General features: G+C 63.9%; 12 protein-coding genes, 1 tRNA gene and 4 pseudogenes. 8 read left to right on the top strand and 9 right to left on the bottom strand.

What is annotated here, in order from left to right; translation table 11 throughout:
- Nucleotides 1-46: 46 nt before the first annotated feature.
- Entirely contained in the window at nt 47-529 is a 483-nt protein-coding gene (locus tag QEG98_RS26035; RefSeq protein WP_316563213.1) for a hypothetical protein, read from the top strand.
- Nucleotides 530-567: 38 nt separating this feature from the next.
- Entirely contained in the window at nt 568-1,737 is a 1,170-nt protein-coding gene (locus tag QEG98_RS26030; RefSeq protein ID WP_316563212.1) for a TIGR04552 family protein, read from the top strand.
- A gap of 59 nt (nt 1,738-1,796) precedes the next feature.
- Here QEG98_RS26030 and QEG98_RS26025 read toward each other — a convergent pair whose 3' ends face one another.
- Complete coding sequence (locus QEG98_RS26025; RefSeq protein WP_316563211.1) at nt 1,797-3,161, bottom strand: Ig-like domain-containing protein; 1,365 nt, start codon at nt 3,159-3,161, stop codon at nt 1,797-1,799.
- A gap of 234 nt (nt 3,162-3,395) precedes the next feature.
- Nucleotides 3,396-5,042 carry a signal recognition particle protein gene (gene ffh / locus QEG98_RS26020; RefSeq protein WP_011554838.1) on the bottom strand — a complete coding sequence of 549 codons (1,647 nt, stop codon included), beginning with the start codon at nt 5,040-5,042 and terminating at the stop codon, nt 3,396-3,398.
- A gap of 311 nt (nt 5,043-5,353) precedes the next feature.
- Here ffh and QEG98_RS26015 point away from each other — a divergent pair.
- Nucleotides 5,354-5,439 (top strand) — tRNA-Leu (locus tag QEG98_RS26015).
- A gap of 34 nt (nt 5,440-5,473) precedes the next feature.
- On the opposite strand, the gene QEG98_RS26010 is transcribed toward QEG98_RS26015, so the two are convergent.
- The 7 genes and pseudogenes from QEG98_RS26010 to QEG98_RS25980 all read right to left on the bottom strand — a co-directional run bounded on the left by QEG98_RS26010 (nt 5,474) and on the right by QEG98_RS25980 (nt 11,241).
- Nucleotides 5,474-5,611, bottom strand: coding sequence for a hypothetical protein (locus QEG98_RS26010; RefSeq protein WP_316568061.1), 138 nt, complete (start codon nt 5,609-5,611; stop codon nt 5,474-5,476).
- Nucleotides 5,612-5,929, bottom strand: a pseudogene (locus QEG98_RS26005) (tyrosine-type recombinase/integrase); the annotation flags it as partial.
- A gap of 329 nt (nt 5,930-6,258) precedes the next feature.
- Nucleotides 6,259-6,576, bottom strand: a pseudogene (locus QEG98_RS26000) (site-specific integrase); the annotation flags it as partial.
- Nucleotides 6,573-6,803: a helix-turn-helix domain-containing protein gene (locus QEG98_RS25995; protein ID WP_316563210.1), complete on the bottom strand. Its 231-nt coding sequence runs from the start codon at nt 6,801-6,803 to the stop codon at nt 6,573-6,575. The pseudogene QEG98_RS26000 and the gene QEG98_RS25995, both read right to left, overlap by 4 nt.
- Nucleotides 6,804-7,215: 412 nt before the next feature.
- Complete coding sequence (locus tag QEG98_RS25990) at nt 7,216-7,662, bottom strand: hypothetical protein (protein WP_316563209.1); 447 nt, start codon at nt 7,660-7,662, stop codon at nt 7,216-7,218.
- Nucleotides 7,663-8,078: 416 nt separating this feature from the next.
- Nucleotides 8,079-9,221 carry an AAA family ATPase gene (locus QEG98_RS25985; protein ID WP_316563208.1) on the bottom strand — a complete coding sequence of 381 codons (1,143 nt, stop codon included), beginning with the start codon at nt 9,219-9,221 and terminating at the stop codon, nt 8,079-8,081.
- 340 nt (nt 9,222-9,561) lie between these two features.
- The gene (locus QEG98_RS25980; RefSeq protein ID WP_316563207.1) at nt 9,562-11,241 is read right to left on the bottom strand and encodes an RNA repair transcriptional activator RtcR family protein; all 1,680 of its coding nucleotides are present in this window, start codon (nt 11,239-11,241) and stop codon (nt 9,562-9,564) included.
- Between the two features lie 152 nt (nt 11,242-11,393).
- Here QEG98_RS25980 and QEG98_RS25975 point away from each other — a divergent pair, with 152 nt between their 5' ends.
- The 5 genes and pseudogenes from QEG98_RS25975 (at nt 11,394) to QEG98_RS25960 (ending at nt 14,760) form a co-directional block, all read left to right on the top strand.
- Nucleotides 11,394-11,927, top strand: a complete 534-nt coding sequence (locus tag QEG98_RS25975; RefSeq protein WP_316563206.1) for a hypothetical protein — start codon at nt 11,394-11,396, stop codon at nt 11,925-11,927.
- Nucleotides 11,928-11,976: 49 nt separating this feature from the next.
- The gene (locus tag QEG98_RS42190; RefSeq protein ID WP_410477840.1) at nt 11,977-12,489 is read left to right on the top strand and encodes a transposase; all 513 of its coding nucleotides are present in this window, start codon (nt 11,977-11,979) and stop codon (nt 12,487-12,489) included.
- Nucleotides 12,483-13,961 (top strand): annotated as a pseudogene (locus tag QEG98_RS25970) (ISNCY family transposase). The gene QEG98_RS42190 and the pseudogene QEG98_RS25970 overlap by 7 nt, the downstream one beginning before the upstream one ends.
- A 38-nt stretch (nt 13,962-13,999) precedes the next feature.
- Nucleotides 14,000-14,413, top strand: a pseudogene (locus QEG98_RS25965) (IS5 family transposase); the annotation flags it as partial.
- A 68-nt stretch (nt 14,414-14,481) separates the two neighbouring features.
- The gene (locus QEG98_RS25960) at nt 14,482-14,760 is read left to right on the top strand and encodes a hypothetical protein (protein ID WP_316563205.1); all 279 of its coding nucleotides are present in this window, start codon (nt 14,482-14,484) and stop codon (nt 14,758-14,760) included.
- Nucleotides 14,761-15,050: the final 290 nt, after the last annotated feature.

Raw genomic sequence — 15,050 nt, 5'->3', positions numbered from 1 at the left:
TCCCACTCATGCCGCGGAAATCCCGGCGTCTTGAAAAGGAGAATCGATGCTGTCTACCAAGCTGATGCGAACGCTGACCCTCGGTCTGACCCTGGTTGCTCCGGCGGCAATGGCTGAAGGCGCTTCGGAGCGGCTGAACTGCGCTGAGGGCACGGTTCAGCTCGGTTCCAAGGAGGAGGGCTTGTCGTGTGTGAAGTCCGGCACGAAGGCAGGCGCCCGCACCTCACACGGTGCGTACGTTGAGTACCACCCGAATGGCGTGAAGGCGGCACAGGGGCAGTTCGAGAACGGTCTCAAGGTTGGCACCTGGACCTTCTACGATGCGTCAGGCAACAAGCGCGGCACTGCGGAGTTCAAGGATGGCGGCTGGCATGGCCAGCGCGTCATGTACTTCCCCAGCGGCAAGCCCCAGAGAATCGAGGAGTACAAGAACGGCCGTAAAAATGGCGTGGTCAAGGAGCTCGCTGAAGACGGCCGGGTATTGAGCCAAGTCCGGTACGAAAACAACCGCGAGGTTGCTGCCCAGTAGCTGGTTGGCCGTTTGGTCGTAATGAGGGTCCTCTCCCGATGGGGGAGGGCCCTCGTTCGTTTGAGAAGACTTCCCCATCCGAGTGGGCTCGGCTAGGAAGCTCAAGTGTGAAGGCGCCTTCGCTTACACCTGTTTTGCCGGACATCCCCATCTGTACGGTGGAGCGGATGGGGCTGCGTGAACTGGAGCGCATCCGGTTGATTCTCCGCGGAGGGTCGGTAATCGACTGGCGGCGAATGCACTTCCAGTCCCGTGGGGAGGTGGACAACTTCCTCAGGTTGCTCCAGTTGGATGTGTCTCGTCCCTGTGATGATGAGTGGGCGCGCGCCGTCTTGGCTGAAGCTGTTGAGTACCTTCGGAAGACGTTCAACTACCGCGTCGCAGATGCGGTGGCGAGGCCAGCGGAAATTCATGACTTGTTCCTCTACGCGTCTGGCGTCAAGGGGGCGCCCCGTCACCGACGGATTGCGTGTGTCGTCCTGAAGGTGATGCACGTCATTCAGCACATTGAAGGGCGAGACCTGCTCTTCCGGCTACCTGTGTCAGAGGTGGAGTTGGCAGAACTCATCATGGAGCGGGTGATGGGAGTTGCCGCCGAGATGCAGTCCAAAGGGCTGCCCATTGTGGAGTTCGCGCACTCCATCAAGACCCAGGACTCGCTCGTCACCAAGTTGCTGGCGAAGAAGGAGACCGTTGCCGCCCAAGTCTACGATAGGACCCGGTTCCGGGTGGTGACCAAGAGGCGGGAGGACTTGCTGCCGGTTCTCTACTATCTCTCCCAGCGCCTCTTCCCCTTTCACTTGGTGGTCCCGGGACAAACTGAAAACACGCTGATGCCGTTCAAGGCTGTGCTCGCTGAGAACCCTCACTTCGAGCAGTACATCCCACGACTCCATCTGGATCGTGACTACGAAGATCGAGAGAACACTGGGGGAAACACTTTTTCGGGCAATACCTACCGCGCGCTCAACTTCGTGGTCGACCTCCCCATGCGAATGGATGCCTATCTGCCCACCCCGGAAGAAGACACCCGGCAGCGAAAGGGGAGAATCATCATCTCGCTTGTCGAATTCCAGATCGTCGATGAAGAAACCGCGCGACTTAATGAGCGTGGAGACAATGCGCACGAGGCCTACAAACGGCGCCAGAAACAGCGAGTGTTGAAGCGTCTGAGCCAGGGACTCGTGGTGCCCAAGCGACAAGAATAAGAGTTCCTCCAGGAACTGGGAGGCGAACCGAGCGCTAATGGTTCGCCTCGCGATCTGTGTCAAGGATACTCGTAAATGACTTCAAGCTCGGCCAGCGTAGGATGTGTAGTTGGGCTTGAACGCAGCTCGTCAGTGTCCCTGTCGTTATCTGTTTCCGAGGTGAACCGGATGCGGAACTGGGACCTGTAGTTTGCTTCGTCCCGGCGTGCCCAGTTCGTGGTCACGTACGACGTTACGTCGAACTGCCCTGGGGTTCCCGTGTCTGCCTCGGCAATGGTGAAGCCCGGGGCAAGGGGGCGGGCGGTGTAGGCTGCGGTGAGTACCGGGTTCTCGGTCTCTTCTGCATGCGATTGGGGAAGCGATTCACCCACGTCTACGGGTTCCAACAGGAGAGGCCCAAGCTTTTCGAAGGGATTGCCCAGTCGAAGTGACAACCACCACCTGATGGTCGCTTGATTGATTCGGATGGTGTCAAAAGGCAATGTGTCGAGCTTGAATGCAAGGAACAGCCGACTGCCCTGTTGGGCACCATTATCGCCGATGCGCTCAAGTTCGTACGAGTTGTAGGACCGGTAGTGGCGTACGGATGACCCTGCTGTGATGGTTCCGCTTGCCGAGTAGATGAGTGGCATGGTCATCGTAGCCTGGCGGACGATGCGGAATTCCTGTTTGGCGATATCCTGTAACGCATTCCCATTTTTGTCCTTGGCAAAGGTGGAGATCTGCCAAGCGACGGTGGTGCCATATGCAGCGCTTGCAGGTGACGTGTAGGTCATCACCGTCTCTGCCTCGTTCCATGAGAAGCTTCCTGAGTTGAGTCCCGCAGGCGAGGTGATGGCGAACGCCGCCTGGACGGAGTTCTTGTCCATGGGTTCTGAAAAGAGAACCTCGATGACTGTGTCTCGAGCTACGCCGATGGAAGCCTGTCCCGGCGTCGTGTTGAGGATGGTAGGCGCAGTGGTGTCGGGGGCTGGGCCCGTCGTCGTGAATGTGAACGAGCGCGTTCCTGTCAATGATTGACCAGCGCCGTTCTCTGCATTCACGATGACTGTATAGGTAGTGTTCTCAGCCAATGCTGCCGCCGGATGCACGATGGCCGTTGCTCCCTGATGGGCCCATTCTGTGCGGGCCAGCGTCACTTGGGGCTGAATCATCACGTTCAGCGAGTCCTCTTCGATGGGACTCGAAAACGTCAGGACGAATTGGGTGTCGATGGGAACTTGCGTCGACCCTCCTGCCGGCAGGGTATTGAGCAAGGTCAGCGTTCGCGGCTCCTCGGAGCCTGCGTCGGGCTGTGTGCCGGCATCCGCTTCGGACTCGTTCGGGGGCGATTCGACCTCTGGAACGTTGATGCAGGCCGTTGCAGCGGAGAAGGCGAACAGCAGGGAAATGAGGCGTCGTCGATGGTGCATGCTGTTGCTCATCGCAAGAACCATTCCGGGCATAGGCGCTCGGAATGCTGGCCGAGATGTGCGGCGACCACTTCTCTTCTGCCTCTTCCTACGTGAGGAGGGCAAGCCGCCGCAGGTGTCCAAGCTGACCGTTGACCAGTCGGGACGGGCATCTCACCTTCTGGACAGCCGTCCCGAAAACACGAACGCCCGCCCTCCCAGCACGAATGCGGGGAGGCGGGCGTGGGCACCGGGGCCGCGAGCGGCCTACTTCTTCTTCCGGTTCTTCTTCTTGTTCTCCTTCTCCCGCTTGCGGCGCTCCTTGATGGCGTCGCGGTCCTCGCTCTTGCCGGCGGCGGAAGGCGGCGCGTAGCCCATCAACCGGGCCTTGGCCATGGCGGCCTGGCCCATGGGCGGCGTGTAGCCGGGAGCAATCTGCGGCAGCTGCATGGGCATGCCCATGCCGGGCATGCCGCCGCTCATCATCTTCTCCATCATCTTCGGGTCGCCGCCGAACATGCTGGAGAGGTCCATGTTCTTCATCTGCGACAGCTGACCCAACTGCTTGAAGCCGGGGATGCGGCCCAAGAGGCCCGGATTCTGGCCGATGGTGCCCATCACCTGCTGCATCATCCCGAACTTCTGGAGCAGCTCCTTGACCTCTTCGACCTTGCGGCCGCTGCCCTTGGCGATGCGGTTGATGCGGCTGTTGTTGACGGTATCTGGCCGCAGGCGCTCCTTCGCCGTCATCGAGTCGTACATCGACTCGATCTTCGTGAGCTCCTTCTCGTCCGGATTGAGGTGCTCGGTGAGGTCGCCGAAGAGGGGGAACTTCTCCAGCAGGTCCTTGAGCGGTCCCATCTTCCGGACCATGCGGATCTGCTCGACGAAGTCCTTCATCGTGAACTGGCCGGACAGGAGCTTCTTGGCATCCTCTTCGGCCTTCTTCTCGTCGACGACCTTCTCGAAGTCCTTCATCAGGCCGACGATGTCGCCGAACCCGAGGATGCGGCCCGCGAGGCCGGCCGGGCGGAACTCCTCCAGCTTGTCCATGGACTCGCCCATGCCGAGGAACTTGATGGGCTTGCCCGTGACTTCCTTGATGGACAGCGCGGCGCCGCCGCGGGCGTCACCGTCCAGCTTGGTGAGGATGAAGCCGTCCAGCGTCAGCCGCCGGTCGAACTCCGCCGCCGTGCGCACGGCGTCCTGACCAATCATCGCGTCGCACACCAGCAGGATGTTGTCCGGCTGGACGTTGCCCTTGATGGACTCCAGTTCGGCCATCAGGGACTCGTCGATGGCGAGCCGGCCTGCGGTGTCGATGAGCACCACGTCGCACTTCTGCTCGCGCGCGGCGGCATAGCCCCGCTTGGCGAGCTCGGGCGGCTGGATGCCGGGCTCGTGGTAGACGGGGACCTTGAGCCGCTCGCCCAGGACCTTGAGCTGATCCACGGCGGCAGGCCGGTAGATGTCGGCTGCGACGAGCAGGGGCTTGCGCCCTTCCTGGAGGAGCCGGCTGGCGAGCTTTCCGGTCGTGGTCGTCTTACCGGAGCCCTGGAGGCCCACCATCATGATGCCGGACAGCTGGCCCTTGGGCTTCAGCTTCAAGCTGGTGTCGACGGGCCCCATGAGGGCCTCCAGCTCGTCGTGGCAGATCTTGATGAAGTGGTCCATCGGGCTGACCTTGCGCTTCTGGCCAGCCGTGTCGGTGATGGTCGTCTGCACCAGCTCGCCCACGGACTTCTCGCGGACGCGGGCGACAAACTTCTTCACGACGTCGAAGGCGACGTCGGCCTCGAGCAGGGAGACGCGGATGTCGCGCAGCGACTCGTCGACCAGCTCCGGGGTGAGCTCGCTCTTGCCGGCGAGGCGGTTCTTGGCGGCGCGGAAGCCCTTGGTTACGGTCTCGAGCATGGGGGGCGCTTTATAACAGGGTCAGGCGGGATGCGACGGTGGAGCACATTCCGGCCGTCGAACTGTGAAGAGAAGGGGGCCCGGACCGGCCTCCCTGGCGGCGAATCCGACCCGGGGCCCTGGATTCTTCAACGCTCTTGAGGGGTTGGCGCATCCCTGAGCACCCTGGCGCGGGCCTCGAGGCATCGCCGGGCGCGAAATGAGGCGCCCAGGCCTGCCAGGAGCCCCAGCGGAGAGGGAAGAGAGCCTGGGGCTGCACGAGGCCTTTGCCGGAGGTAGGACAGGCCCTGTAGGGTGCTGCCCGCAGCAGGGCACGAGTGGCGGAACTGGCAGACGCAGCGGACTTAAAATCCGCTGGCCCGTAAGGGCCGTCCGGGTTCGATCCCCGGCTCGTGCACTTCTAACCGGCCAGAGGCATTGGGGATTTTTGGCTAGGTCGCGCCATGTGCCCCGTATGTGCCCCTCGGGCGCTGCTCCAGGGCCCGCACGGCGTCCTTCTTCACGTCCGGGCTCAGATTCGCGTACCGCATCGTCATCTCGATGGAGGCATGCCCCAGCAGCTCCTGCACGGCCTTGAGCGGCACGCCTCGCATGACCAGGTGACTGGCGAAGGAGTGCCGCAGCGTGTGCCATCCGATGGGGCGCAGCCCGGCCCGCTTGCTGGCCCGGAGGATGGCGTTCCGGCAGGTGTCGTTCTTGAGAAAGGCCCCCTGGTCGTCGCAGAAGACGAACGGCCCCCGCAGGTGCCGGTGCGCCTTGAGCGCGTCGAGGGCGACCGCGTTGAGGGGCACCTCGCGTGAGCGGCCCCCTTGGGGCTGCCGAAGTGGCCCCGCCAGACGTTGCGCTTCACCACGAGGCGGCCTGCGACCAGGTCCACCGCGTCCCATTGGAGGGCGATGAGCTCGCCCCGCCGCAGGCCCGTGTGGAGCCCCACCAGGACCATCGTGCGCCACGCCGGCTCCGCGGCGGCGACAAGGCGCTCCGCTTCCTCGAAGGTGAGGAAGTCGAACTCCGGCTTCTCCGCCTTCAGCAGCTTCACACGCGGCGCATGCGGCAAGACCTCCTGCTCGACGGCGACTGCGAACAGGGTGCGCAGGACCGTGAGCGCGTTGTTGATTGTCTTGGGCGAGAGGCCCTCCTTGCGCTTCCGGGCCTTGAACGACTCGATGTCCGCTTGCCCGACGCGGTCGAGTCGGAGGTTCCCGAAGGCCGGGAGCAGGTGGCTGTCGAGCAGCTGCTGCTTCGCGGCCAGGGTGCTCGCCTTGTTGTGGTTGGAGCTGTAGGTGAGGAACCGCTCCGTGAAGCCCTTCACCGTGGGCACCTCTGGTGGCGGCGCTCCGCGCGTGTGCGCCCCATTGAGGATCGCCTGGCGCAGCTCCCGCTCGTACTGCTCGGCTCCCCGGCGGGTGTTCACCGGGGACGCCTTGCGCACGCGTTCCACGCGCCCGTCGGCATGCTGGAACTTCACGTCCACCCACCACGCCTCCTGCACCTTGCCCTCCTTCGACTTCCACTTCCGCAGCCGCACGCTCATTGCTTCTCTCCGAGCGCAGGACTGCCGTTACCCTGAACCCAACCTATCAGGGCGGATTTGTTGATGCGAATGGTCCTACCCAGCCGGACGACACCCGGGACGCTGCCCAGACGGACGGCTTCGTAGAGAGTCTTCCGGTTCACCCGCAGGAAGGCTGCGGCTTCCTCCACGGTGAGCATCTCCGGGAAGGGGACAGGGGCTCCCGCCCCATCATTCTGCTGAGACACGACGTCACGCGCGCTGGCACAAGCGCGTCCAACGACGAAGTGCCGGTCCGTCCGGTCGCGGCGATGCACCGCGGGGACCGGCGTGTCATCAGGGGGCACCCTGCAACGGCAGGTGTGTGGCTACCCAGTCAGTCTCAACTGCCATGTGCCAAGGTTCGCCGGAGCATCCCTTGCGCTGGTGAGGTCGCGGTTCCGGCCGTGCCGCCGGAGCGCCGCAGCCCGCCAAGGCGGGCCCTCGATGAGGCGGGCGTGCGTTTCGCTCGTCCGTTCTCAAGTGGGACATTCATCTCAAGACGGCTGCCCGTCAAGGGCATCCCTGAACCAAAAAAGAAGGCCGCCCTCGCTGGCTGTTCCGGGCGGGGCGGCCTGCGACTTGGTGCAGGATGACTGCCGGTCCAGGAAAGCGGAACGGTCATCCTTCCTGAGGCGGAGCGGAGGGGCTCTCGGCCTCCTCGTCCCGCTCGGCCTTCTCCTGCTGGCGGGCGTGGTGGGCGGCGCGCTGAGCGGGCGTCCACGGGCGCAGCACCACATCGGGGTCGTCGCCCAGTTGCGGTTCGCCCCTGGCAGAACGGGAGGTGCGAATCGCGGCGGGGTCCTCGGTCCCACGCAGCACGCGGCGCACCTGGAGCAGGCGCGCGTGCACCAGGCCCAGCACGGCGGTGATAGCGGTGGGGGCCTGGGTTTGCGCTTCCTCGGAGGGGAGCAGATCTTGGGAGACGCACTCGCTGAGGATGGCGGCCGCGTTCACCGCATCGCCAACGTGGGCCAGTTCCGCAGCGAGACTGACGAGTTCCTCGGCCTTTTCGGCGAGTCCCGCCGCAGATTCAGCGGATGTATCTGCATCAGATGGCGCGGTCATGCTTGGACCTCCTTCGTGTTCGTGAGAGGGGAGTGGGACTGCGTGAAAAACGGAGGGCGCCGTCGGGTATGGACCAGCGCCCTCCTCTCCACGGGCTACCACCCGGGATTTGCCGTGCCGTAGGCATCGCTGCCGTAAGGACTGTGTTTCCCGTATCGGTCAGCGCCGCTGGTCAGTTCCTCGACGAGAACGGCCAGCACTGCGGCGATGATGCGGCGAGCCATTCGTGATGACAGGGCCCGCTTCAGGCGAATCCACAACATAGGGTTTCCTCCCGTCCTGCCGGCCGGCAAGGCTGGGGTTGCGGTAACTGGCGGGAGGACGCGGCAGCCCGAGGATTGCCGTGGCCCTCTCCCGGACGGGAGGAGGGCGATGTTGCTGCCCAACGTGCCCGTGGAGGTGGGCGCGCCGGGTTTTCACTTCAACAGCTTGAGACCCTGGGTGGAGTGGACATCGCGCGCGAGCGTCGCGTGTAGCTCGTTCAGCTCGCTGATGGCACTGTCGATGATGCTGCGGGTGCGGCGGCTGGCGGACTCGGAAAGCCGGACCAGCATCTCCACTTGAGCGCGCAGCAGCAGCAGCGCTCGAGTCGCCTGGGCGAGGTAGGCGCGCCTATGCTGCGGCTTGAGGGCGTTCGCCTTCGCCGCGGCTTCGCGTCCGTCCTCCAGAATCTCGCTGGCCTCGTAGACCGCCGGGTTGATCAGCTTGTTCACGAGGCGGGACATGCGGGGGCGCTCGTGGGGATAGCGCCAGAGCACGCTCCCCAGGATGGTGAGGTCCTCGGGGGAGGTCTCCGCTTCTTCCTCGAGGAAGGCGGCGGCTTGGACCAGGCGCAGCGACTTCTTCCAGCGGCGGTCGGACGCCACCAGACCCTCGTCCTTCAGCGCGTCGCGCAGAACAACGATGGCATCGAGCGTTTCCTCCGTCAGCTTCACGTTGGCAACGGCCGCCTGCATGGCGCGCAGCGCTTCCATTCCCAACACGGTGGAAATGGTGGGCTCGGGCGCGGTGAGGACGGCCCGGAGGTTACCGGGCTGGTGGAGTAGCTCCACGTCGAAGCGCAGGAGGAAGCGGTCGAGGAGATGCTCCTGCGCAGCGTCCGTGGGCAGCTTACTGGTCGCGCCGAAGAGGCTGACGAGGGGGACGGGCACGAGCGCTTCGTCGTTGGTGAAGACGCGCTCGTCCATCAACGAGAGGAGATAGTTGAGCACGGGGCTGCTAGCCGCGAAGACGTCGTCGATGAAGGCGAAGAGGGCCTCGGGCAGCATTCCGGTGGTGACGTGGGTGAAGCGGCCTTCGTCGAGCGCCTGGAGGGACATCGGCCCCAGCAGCTCCTCGGGGGTGGAGGTCCGGGTGAGAAGCCGCTCGAAGAGGACAGTGCCAAAGACGCTCGCGATGGTTCGGACGAGAGCCGACTTCGCCGTGCCCGGCGGTCCGACGAGGAGGACGTGTTCGCCGCAGAGGAGGGCAGCGATGGCGCCGTCGATCACGTCCTGCCACTCGGGAAAGCACGCGCGTAGCTCGTCGCGCAGCTGCTGGAGCTGAGGGTGGACCTGCATGGGGTCTCCTGGGAGAAGGGTGAACGGGGAGGGCGGCGCAGAAAGGGGCGAGGTAGCCCTGGGACTGATGGATGGACCCTTCATGAAAACGGCTATCTCGGAGCCATGCCTCCCAGAGAAGGCGGCGCCACCGACATCAGCTTTCCTTCTGCTCTTATACCCACGGGCCCTGCGTGCCTTCGGGCGCCGCTGCGCCGGCGTCAGCACGTCGAACGCAGTGGGCCGCTGTTGCATCAGCCTGCGGAGAGCAACATGCCGGTGGGGAAGTGGGGGCTCGAAGAAGGTTTGGACGCTGACAGCACCATCAGCGTGTTCTTCCGAAAGGCTCGTCTGGCTCTTGTCACGTCCGCCGGGGCTTACGTGACGGAGGAGAGCACTGGAGAAGCTGCCCATCCCGCCAGACGAGCCCGAAACCCTGAAGGTACTTCGCCAGCCGGTCGCCGTCATTCCGCTGCTTGCGCTGAGGGCCCGACACATCGAACAGTTTCCGTCCCGCCTCGGCGAGTGTCCGGCTCTTCTCCACGACGCGTAAGACCGCCGCGAGTTGCATGCGGTCGAAGCGGTCCAGGTTTGCGCTCCTTTCAAGGCCGAGATACCGGGTGAGAACTTCATCATCGGGATTGGCGTGTTGTCCCTGCCAGCTGTGCTTCAGCCGTTTGAACTCCGGTTCGAGGAGGTCGACATCGATCTTGCCATCATCCGACAGCGTGACCATTCGTCGCACCGCTGCGGCAAGGTCGCGGAAGTTTCCATCCCAGGTAGCCTCGGCGGACCGGGCAAACTCAAGGAATGCGCGCCTGGCGGAAGGGGCGAGTTGCACGCTCCTCCGGCTGTTTTCTAGCTCGTGATCAAGGTTGGGTTCGATGTCTTCTGGACGGTCGCGAAGAGAGGACAGCCGGAATCGCCATGTGCTGATACGGACGAGCAGGTCCTTGCGGAACCGTCCTTGGCGAACCTCCTCGTCGAGGTCGCGGTTCGTGCCGGCAATCAGGTGAAAGTTGCTTCTAACAGGGCGGTCAGCCCCCAGAGGAGTGAACTCCTTCTCATCCAGAGCCTTGAGAAGCATGGCTTGCACATTGGGGCTGAGCTCGCCCACTTCGTCCAAGAACAGCACTCCCTCGTTGGCTGCGTAAAGGAGGCCATCCCTTCTCCCGCTGGCTCCGGTGAACGCGCCCCTGACGTGGCCGAAGAGCGTGGAGTGGGCGTGGGTAGTGTCCTGGAACGTCGCGCAGTTCTCTCTGAGAGACTTCCCTTTCAGCTGATGGGCGCTCAGTTTGCTCTCAGCGATGCGCTTGGCGAGCTCTGACTTGCCGGCGCCTGTCGGCCCTTCAAGGAGGATGGGGTCCGCGGACCGAGTCGCCACTTTCGCCACCAGCGCGATGAGCGAGTTGTACGTAGCATTCCGGGTATTGATGCGTCCCTTCAGATGGTTCTCGACCGAGGCAATCCCCTCGTTCCGAGCGTCTCGAATGCTGATGAAGCCTGATAGGTCGGGGCTCACCACGCGATGGCTGCCCCTTGGATCTCCGGGGGACTGGTCCTCCCGGCAGAGGCCCATCTGGCAGAGTGGGTGGAAGGTCTGCACGAGACGTGCGGGAATCTTCCGCAGGTATGTCAGCAGGAAGAAACTGATTTGAATGACATGGCTGCCCGTTGTGAGGTGGACGTAGTAGTCCGCTTGGTCGGGCCGGAAGTCGTAGCCGTGGGCGAAGGCATGGAGCTTGGGGAACACCTCTTCGAAATCAAAGGTGTCATCAAGCTCGAGTAGCCGTTGCGTCACTTGCGTCGCGGAAGAAACGGAGCGGACCTCATCTGCTACCTGCGCGGCGAGTTCCTCACTCCGTGCACGGTGGAGCAGGACGAGTTCGTCGACCCTGAGCGGCGGCTTCTGATGCTGTTGAGCGCAGAGCGCCACTGTTGGGCGCCAGTGGCTGCGCCGTACGTCGCTGCCCAGATGATGGGCATCGAGTTTGGTACCCAGAACACCGAAAACGACTGTTCGTCGAGGATGGCTCGTCATCTTGCGAGGAGACTCTACATCTAGAGAGCCGCTCGCACACTTGGCAAAGCCAACCTAATGAAGTTATTGGGTAAACTTGTTGGCTTGCGCGTTGCCTCTGTCACTGCCGGCGGCGGCAATGGAGCCGCCGATTTCGACAAGAGGAGTGGGTGATGAAGGCAAAGCAGAAGGCGCAACGGAGAGGCACCGGACCAACACGGTCGAAGGCTGCGGCGCCAGAGGAACAGGAGCGGACTTACGAGGAGTTCTGCAAGAAGCTCCGCACTCAGCTCGCCAAGGCCGATCAGGACGACATGCGCGCGCGTTACGAAACGGGGCGCCTTGTCCTCGAAGAGATGCGCAAGTCGAAGTACGGCCTGGAGGTCGTCAAGAGGGCAGCCAAAGCGGTCAGGCGCGATGTGGATACGCTCTACGACTACAAGCGGGTTGCCCAGGCCTGGATCCCAGAGGAGTTCGAGGCTCTCGTCAGGCGCAACGGGGAGGCGAACACACCCCTGTCCTTCAATCATCTGGTGGTCTTGGCTAAGGTGAAACAGTCTGCCCGGCGCACCGAATTGGTAGAGCAAGCGTTCCGAGACAAGCCTACCGTGAAGGAGTTGAAGAGGCTGGTAAAAGCAGTGCCTACTGGCAAGGAGCCGTCACTACAAGTGGTCTCAGAATTGAGCGAGCAGGCATGGGGGCGATAACCAGGCCGCTGATCGACATGGAGGGGATGGCCATGTTCGAAGCAGCCCGGTGGACCTGACTGAAGAACAGTGGAGCCTGATTGGGCCGCTACTCCCAGCGAGGAAGCTGAAGCGGGAGGACCGGCCTGGGCGAACGCCCACGCCCTCACGGGCGCTGTGGGCCGGCATCCTGTGGATTCTGCGCACCGGGGCCCAATGGAGCGAGCTGCCGCGGGAGAAGTATCCGCCCTACAAGACGGTCCACCGCTGGTTTCAGGGCTGGGTAAGGGACGGTACCTTCCGCGCCGTCCTGCGAGCCTTGGCCCTGGACCTCAAAGAGCGCGGAGGATTCGACCTGGAGGAAGGCTTCGTCGACGCGTACTTCGCCTCGGCGAAAAAAGCTACGCCGGCAAATACCTCCTGCCCTCCGCGGTGTTGCCTCAATAGGGAGGTGGCACCATGGGACGCACGACTGCCCACCCACCGGCGAGCAGGCAGGTGGGGTTGGAGAACCATCGACGGCGGTGCTCCGCGTGCGGAGGGCCCGCCCCAGCGGACTACCGGGCACGGCGGAACGTGGTGACGCTGGAGGCGGTGGTCGCCCTCAAGGTACAGGTGCGAGTGTGCCACCGGAAGGGTTGCCCGTTATACTTGAAGCCCGTGCGTGCCGAAGAAGAGGGCCGGTGGGCACTGCCGGACCATGAGTTTGGCCTGGACGTCATCGCCTTGATTGGGGCACTGCGCTACCACGAGCATCGCAGCGTCCCGGAAATCCATGCACTCCTTCGCGCACGGGGCGTCTCCATTTCCGAGCGCAGTGTCACCAACCAACTCGACCGGTATGACGAGCTGCTGGCGCTGCGAATGACAGACAGCCGACGACTCCAGCAGGTGACACGTCAGCAGGGCCGGGTGGTGCTGGCCATGGACGGCCTGCAACCCGAAGTGGCCCATGAGGTGTTGTGGGTGGTGCGCGACTGTCTCTCCGGTGAGGTGCTGGCAGCCCGTAGCTTGCTGGGCAGTGGTGAGCAGGAGTTGGCCCCGCTGCTCCTGGAAGTGAAAGCGGCGCTGGCGGTGCCCATTGCCGGAGTCGTCTCGGATGGCCAGCGCTCCATCCGCAACGCGGTAGCCTCGGCGCTGCCTGGGGTGCCTCACCAACTCTGCCACTTCCACTACCTGCGTGAAGCGGCCCGCCCCCTCTACGAGGCGGACCGGCACGCCAAGAAGCTGCTGAAGAGTCATGTGCGAGGAGTGCGCGTCATCGAGCGCGCCGTCGAGGGGCGCCAGGACGCCCAAGCACAAGCTGTCCGCAGCTACTGCGCCGCGGTGCGAAGCGCCTTGACGGACGACAGACGCCCACCCCTGAAGCCCTCCGGACTGGAGTTGCACCGTCGGCTGCGAGCGATTGAAGCCAGTCTCCGCCGGTCAGAAAAAGGGGGCGCGCGCCAGAGAGCTGAAACGGCTGCGCCTGCTATTGAGGCGCGGCCTGATGCAGACGGCGAGGATGTGGCCACCACTGAAGGCGGCCTACCGGTGGGTAGAGCGTGTCGCCGAAATCCTCACCAATGCCTCCGGCCAGAAAGGCTGTCACGTCAAAAGGCGCATGGCCGGCCTTGTCGGCGCACTGGAGCATGCCGTGCGACGCACCCGCTCCCCCACCGCGCCGCGCTGGCACATTTCCTCCTGGAGACGCGTCGCTATTGGCCCGGCCTCTTCCATTGCTACGACGTACCCGGCCTGCCGCGCACGGACAATGACTTGGAGCACCTGTTTGGCAGTTGCCGCTACCACGAGCGCCGGGCCTCGGGTCGGCGCCGCGGAAGCGAGGGCCTGGTGGTGCGCGGACAGGTGCGAGTCGTCGCCGCAGTGGCGACCCGACTTGCCCCCACTGTCGGCGCGGAACTGGCCCCCAAAGACATCATCGCGTGGAGGAAGCTGCGTGCCTCCCTTCGAAGACGGCAACACGCGCGAGTCTTGGGCCGTCGATTCCGGGCCAATCCGAACGCCTACCTCGCAGCGATTGAGCGGGAGCTCAGGAGAGCTTTGCCGGCGTAGAAAAAAGGGGGCCCTGCGTCGGGAAAACGAAGCGGGGCAAAGGGACGAAGGTCATGGCAGCTGCAGACGGCGCTGGTCTTCCTCTCGCCATTGGCGCGGCAAGCGCTTCTCCCCACGAAACCAAACTCCTCGAAGCTACGCTCGACGAGAGCCTCATCGACGAGCTTCCCGAGCGGCTCATCGGCGACAAGGCCTATGACGCTGACAAACTCGACGAGCGACTGTGGCACCAGCGGGGAGTGAAGCTGATTGCCCCGCACCGTCGAGGGCGCAAGACGAAGACTCAGGATGAACGTGAGCTGCGTCGATATCGCCGCCGCTGGAAGGTGGAGCGGCTTTTCGCCTGGCTTCAGAGCTTCCGTCGTCTCGTCACCCGCTACGAGGTGAAGGTGGAGAACTTCCTCGGCTTCCTCCACCTCGGCTGCATCCTCATCCTCTTGAGGCAATTCTGAGATCACCTCTAGCCAAAGTCGCGGCGGAGCTTCGGCGTGTCATCACTCAGGCAAAGAAGTGGCCGGACGTGGTGAGTAACCGGGCTGCCGAGACCGCGATGAGAGGCCAGGAAGAACAGCTCGACTCTATTGCTGATGTGCTGCGCGAGCTTCGCTTCGAGTTGGAGCGCTTGGACGGGACCATTCAGGACCAGCGTAAGCTGGTGAGCCAGGTCTCGGATGTCAATGCGCAGGAGCAGAGCGGCGGCGGGACGGAACTTCTCCGGGACGTCCCGGAGAACGGCGGCTCCGCGCAGGCGGAAGTGGCGGTAGAGGACGGCGCCTCCAAGGGTCACGAGAACGCCTAATCCACGGCGGAGAATAGACGCCCGTTCCATGCAACTGGCGGGCGCGCGGTCTCGTTGGGGGAGCACCAGGCGTGGCGAGGCCAACACTGCGACTGGTTCGCGTGCCGGGGGGGCTGCGGCGAAATGAGGTGTCCGGCGTGGCCTCTCCGGTGCACTCGCTGCTGATAAGGCGAGGTGACGGCAGGGTGCGTAGGCCCCTGCGTTACGCCGGTACTCGTGATCAACTCTCCGCAGACGGGGGGACGTTGCGAAGATCATCCTTGAAAGGATTCGGGGCGGTTGGGTGTTCG

Source organism: Myxococcus sp. MxC21-1 (genome assembly GCF_032612255.1).
GTDB lineage: Bacteria > Myxococcota > Myxococcia > Myxococcales > Myxococcaceae > Myxococcus > Myxococcus virescens.
The sequence above is the reverse complement of the archived record's forward strand: the minus strand, read 5'-3'. Positions and strand labels throughout refer to the sequence as shown.

Bases quoted from the DNA above. Each gene is read 5' to 3' on its own strand.
- QEG98_RS26025 (WP_316563211.1), bottom strand. From the start codon at position 3,161: ATGAGCAACAGCATGCACCATCGACGACGCCTCATTTCCCTGCTGTTC.
- QEG98_RS26035 (WP_316563213.1), top strand. From the start codon at position 47: ATGCTGTCTACCAAGCTGATGCGAACGCTGACCCTCGGTCTGACCCTG.
- QEG98_RS25985 (WP_316563208.1), bottom strand. From the start codon at position 9,221: ATGCAGGTCCACCCTCAGCTCCAGCAGCTGCGCGACGAGCTACGCGCG.
- ffh (WP_011554838.1), bottom strand. From the start codon at position 5,042: ATGCTCGAGACCGTAACCAAGGGCTTCCGCGCCGCCAAGAACCGCCTC.
- QEG98_RS26030 (WP_316563212.1), top strand. From the start codon at position 568: ATGGGGGAGGGCCCTCGTTCGTTTGAGAAGACTTCCCCATCCGAGTGG.
- QEG98_RS25990 (WP_316563209.1), bottom strand. From the start codon at position 7,662: ATGACCGCGCCATCTGATGCAGATACATCCGCTGAATCTGCGGCGGGA.
- QEG98_RS25975 (WP_316563206.1), top strand. From the start codon at position 11,394: ATGAAGGCAAAGCAGAAGGCGCAACGGAGAGGCACCGGACCAACACGG.
- QEG98_RS25980 (WP_316563207.1), bottom strand. From the start codon at position 11,241: ATGACGAGCCATCCTCGACGAACAGTCGTTTTCGGTGTTCTGGGTACC.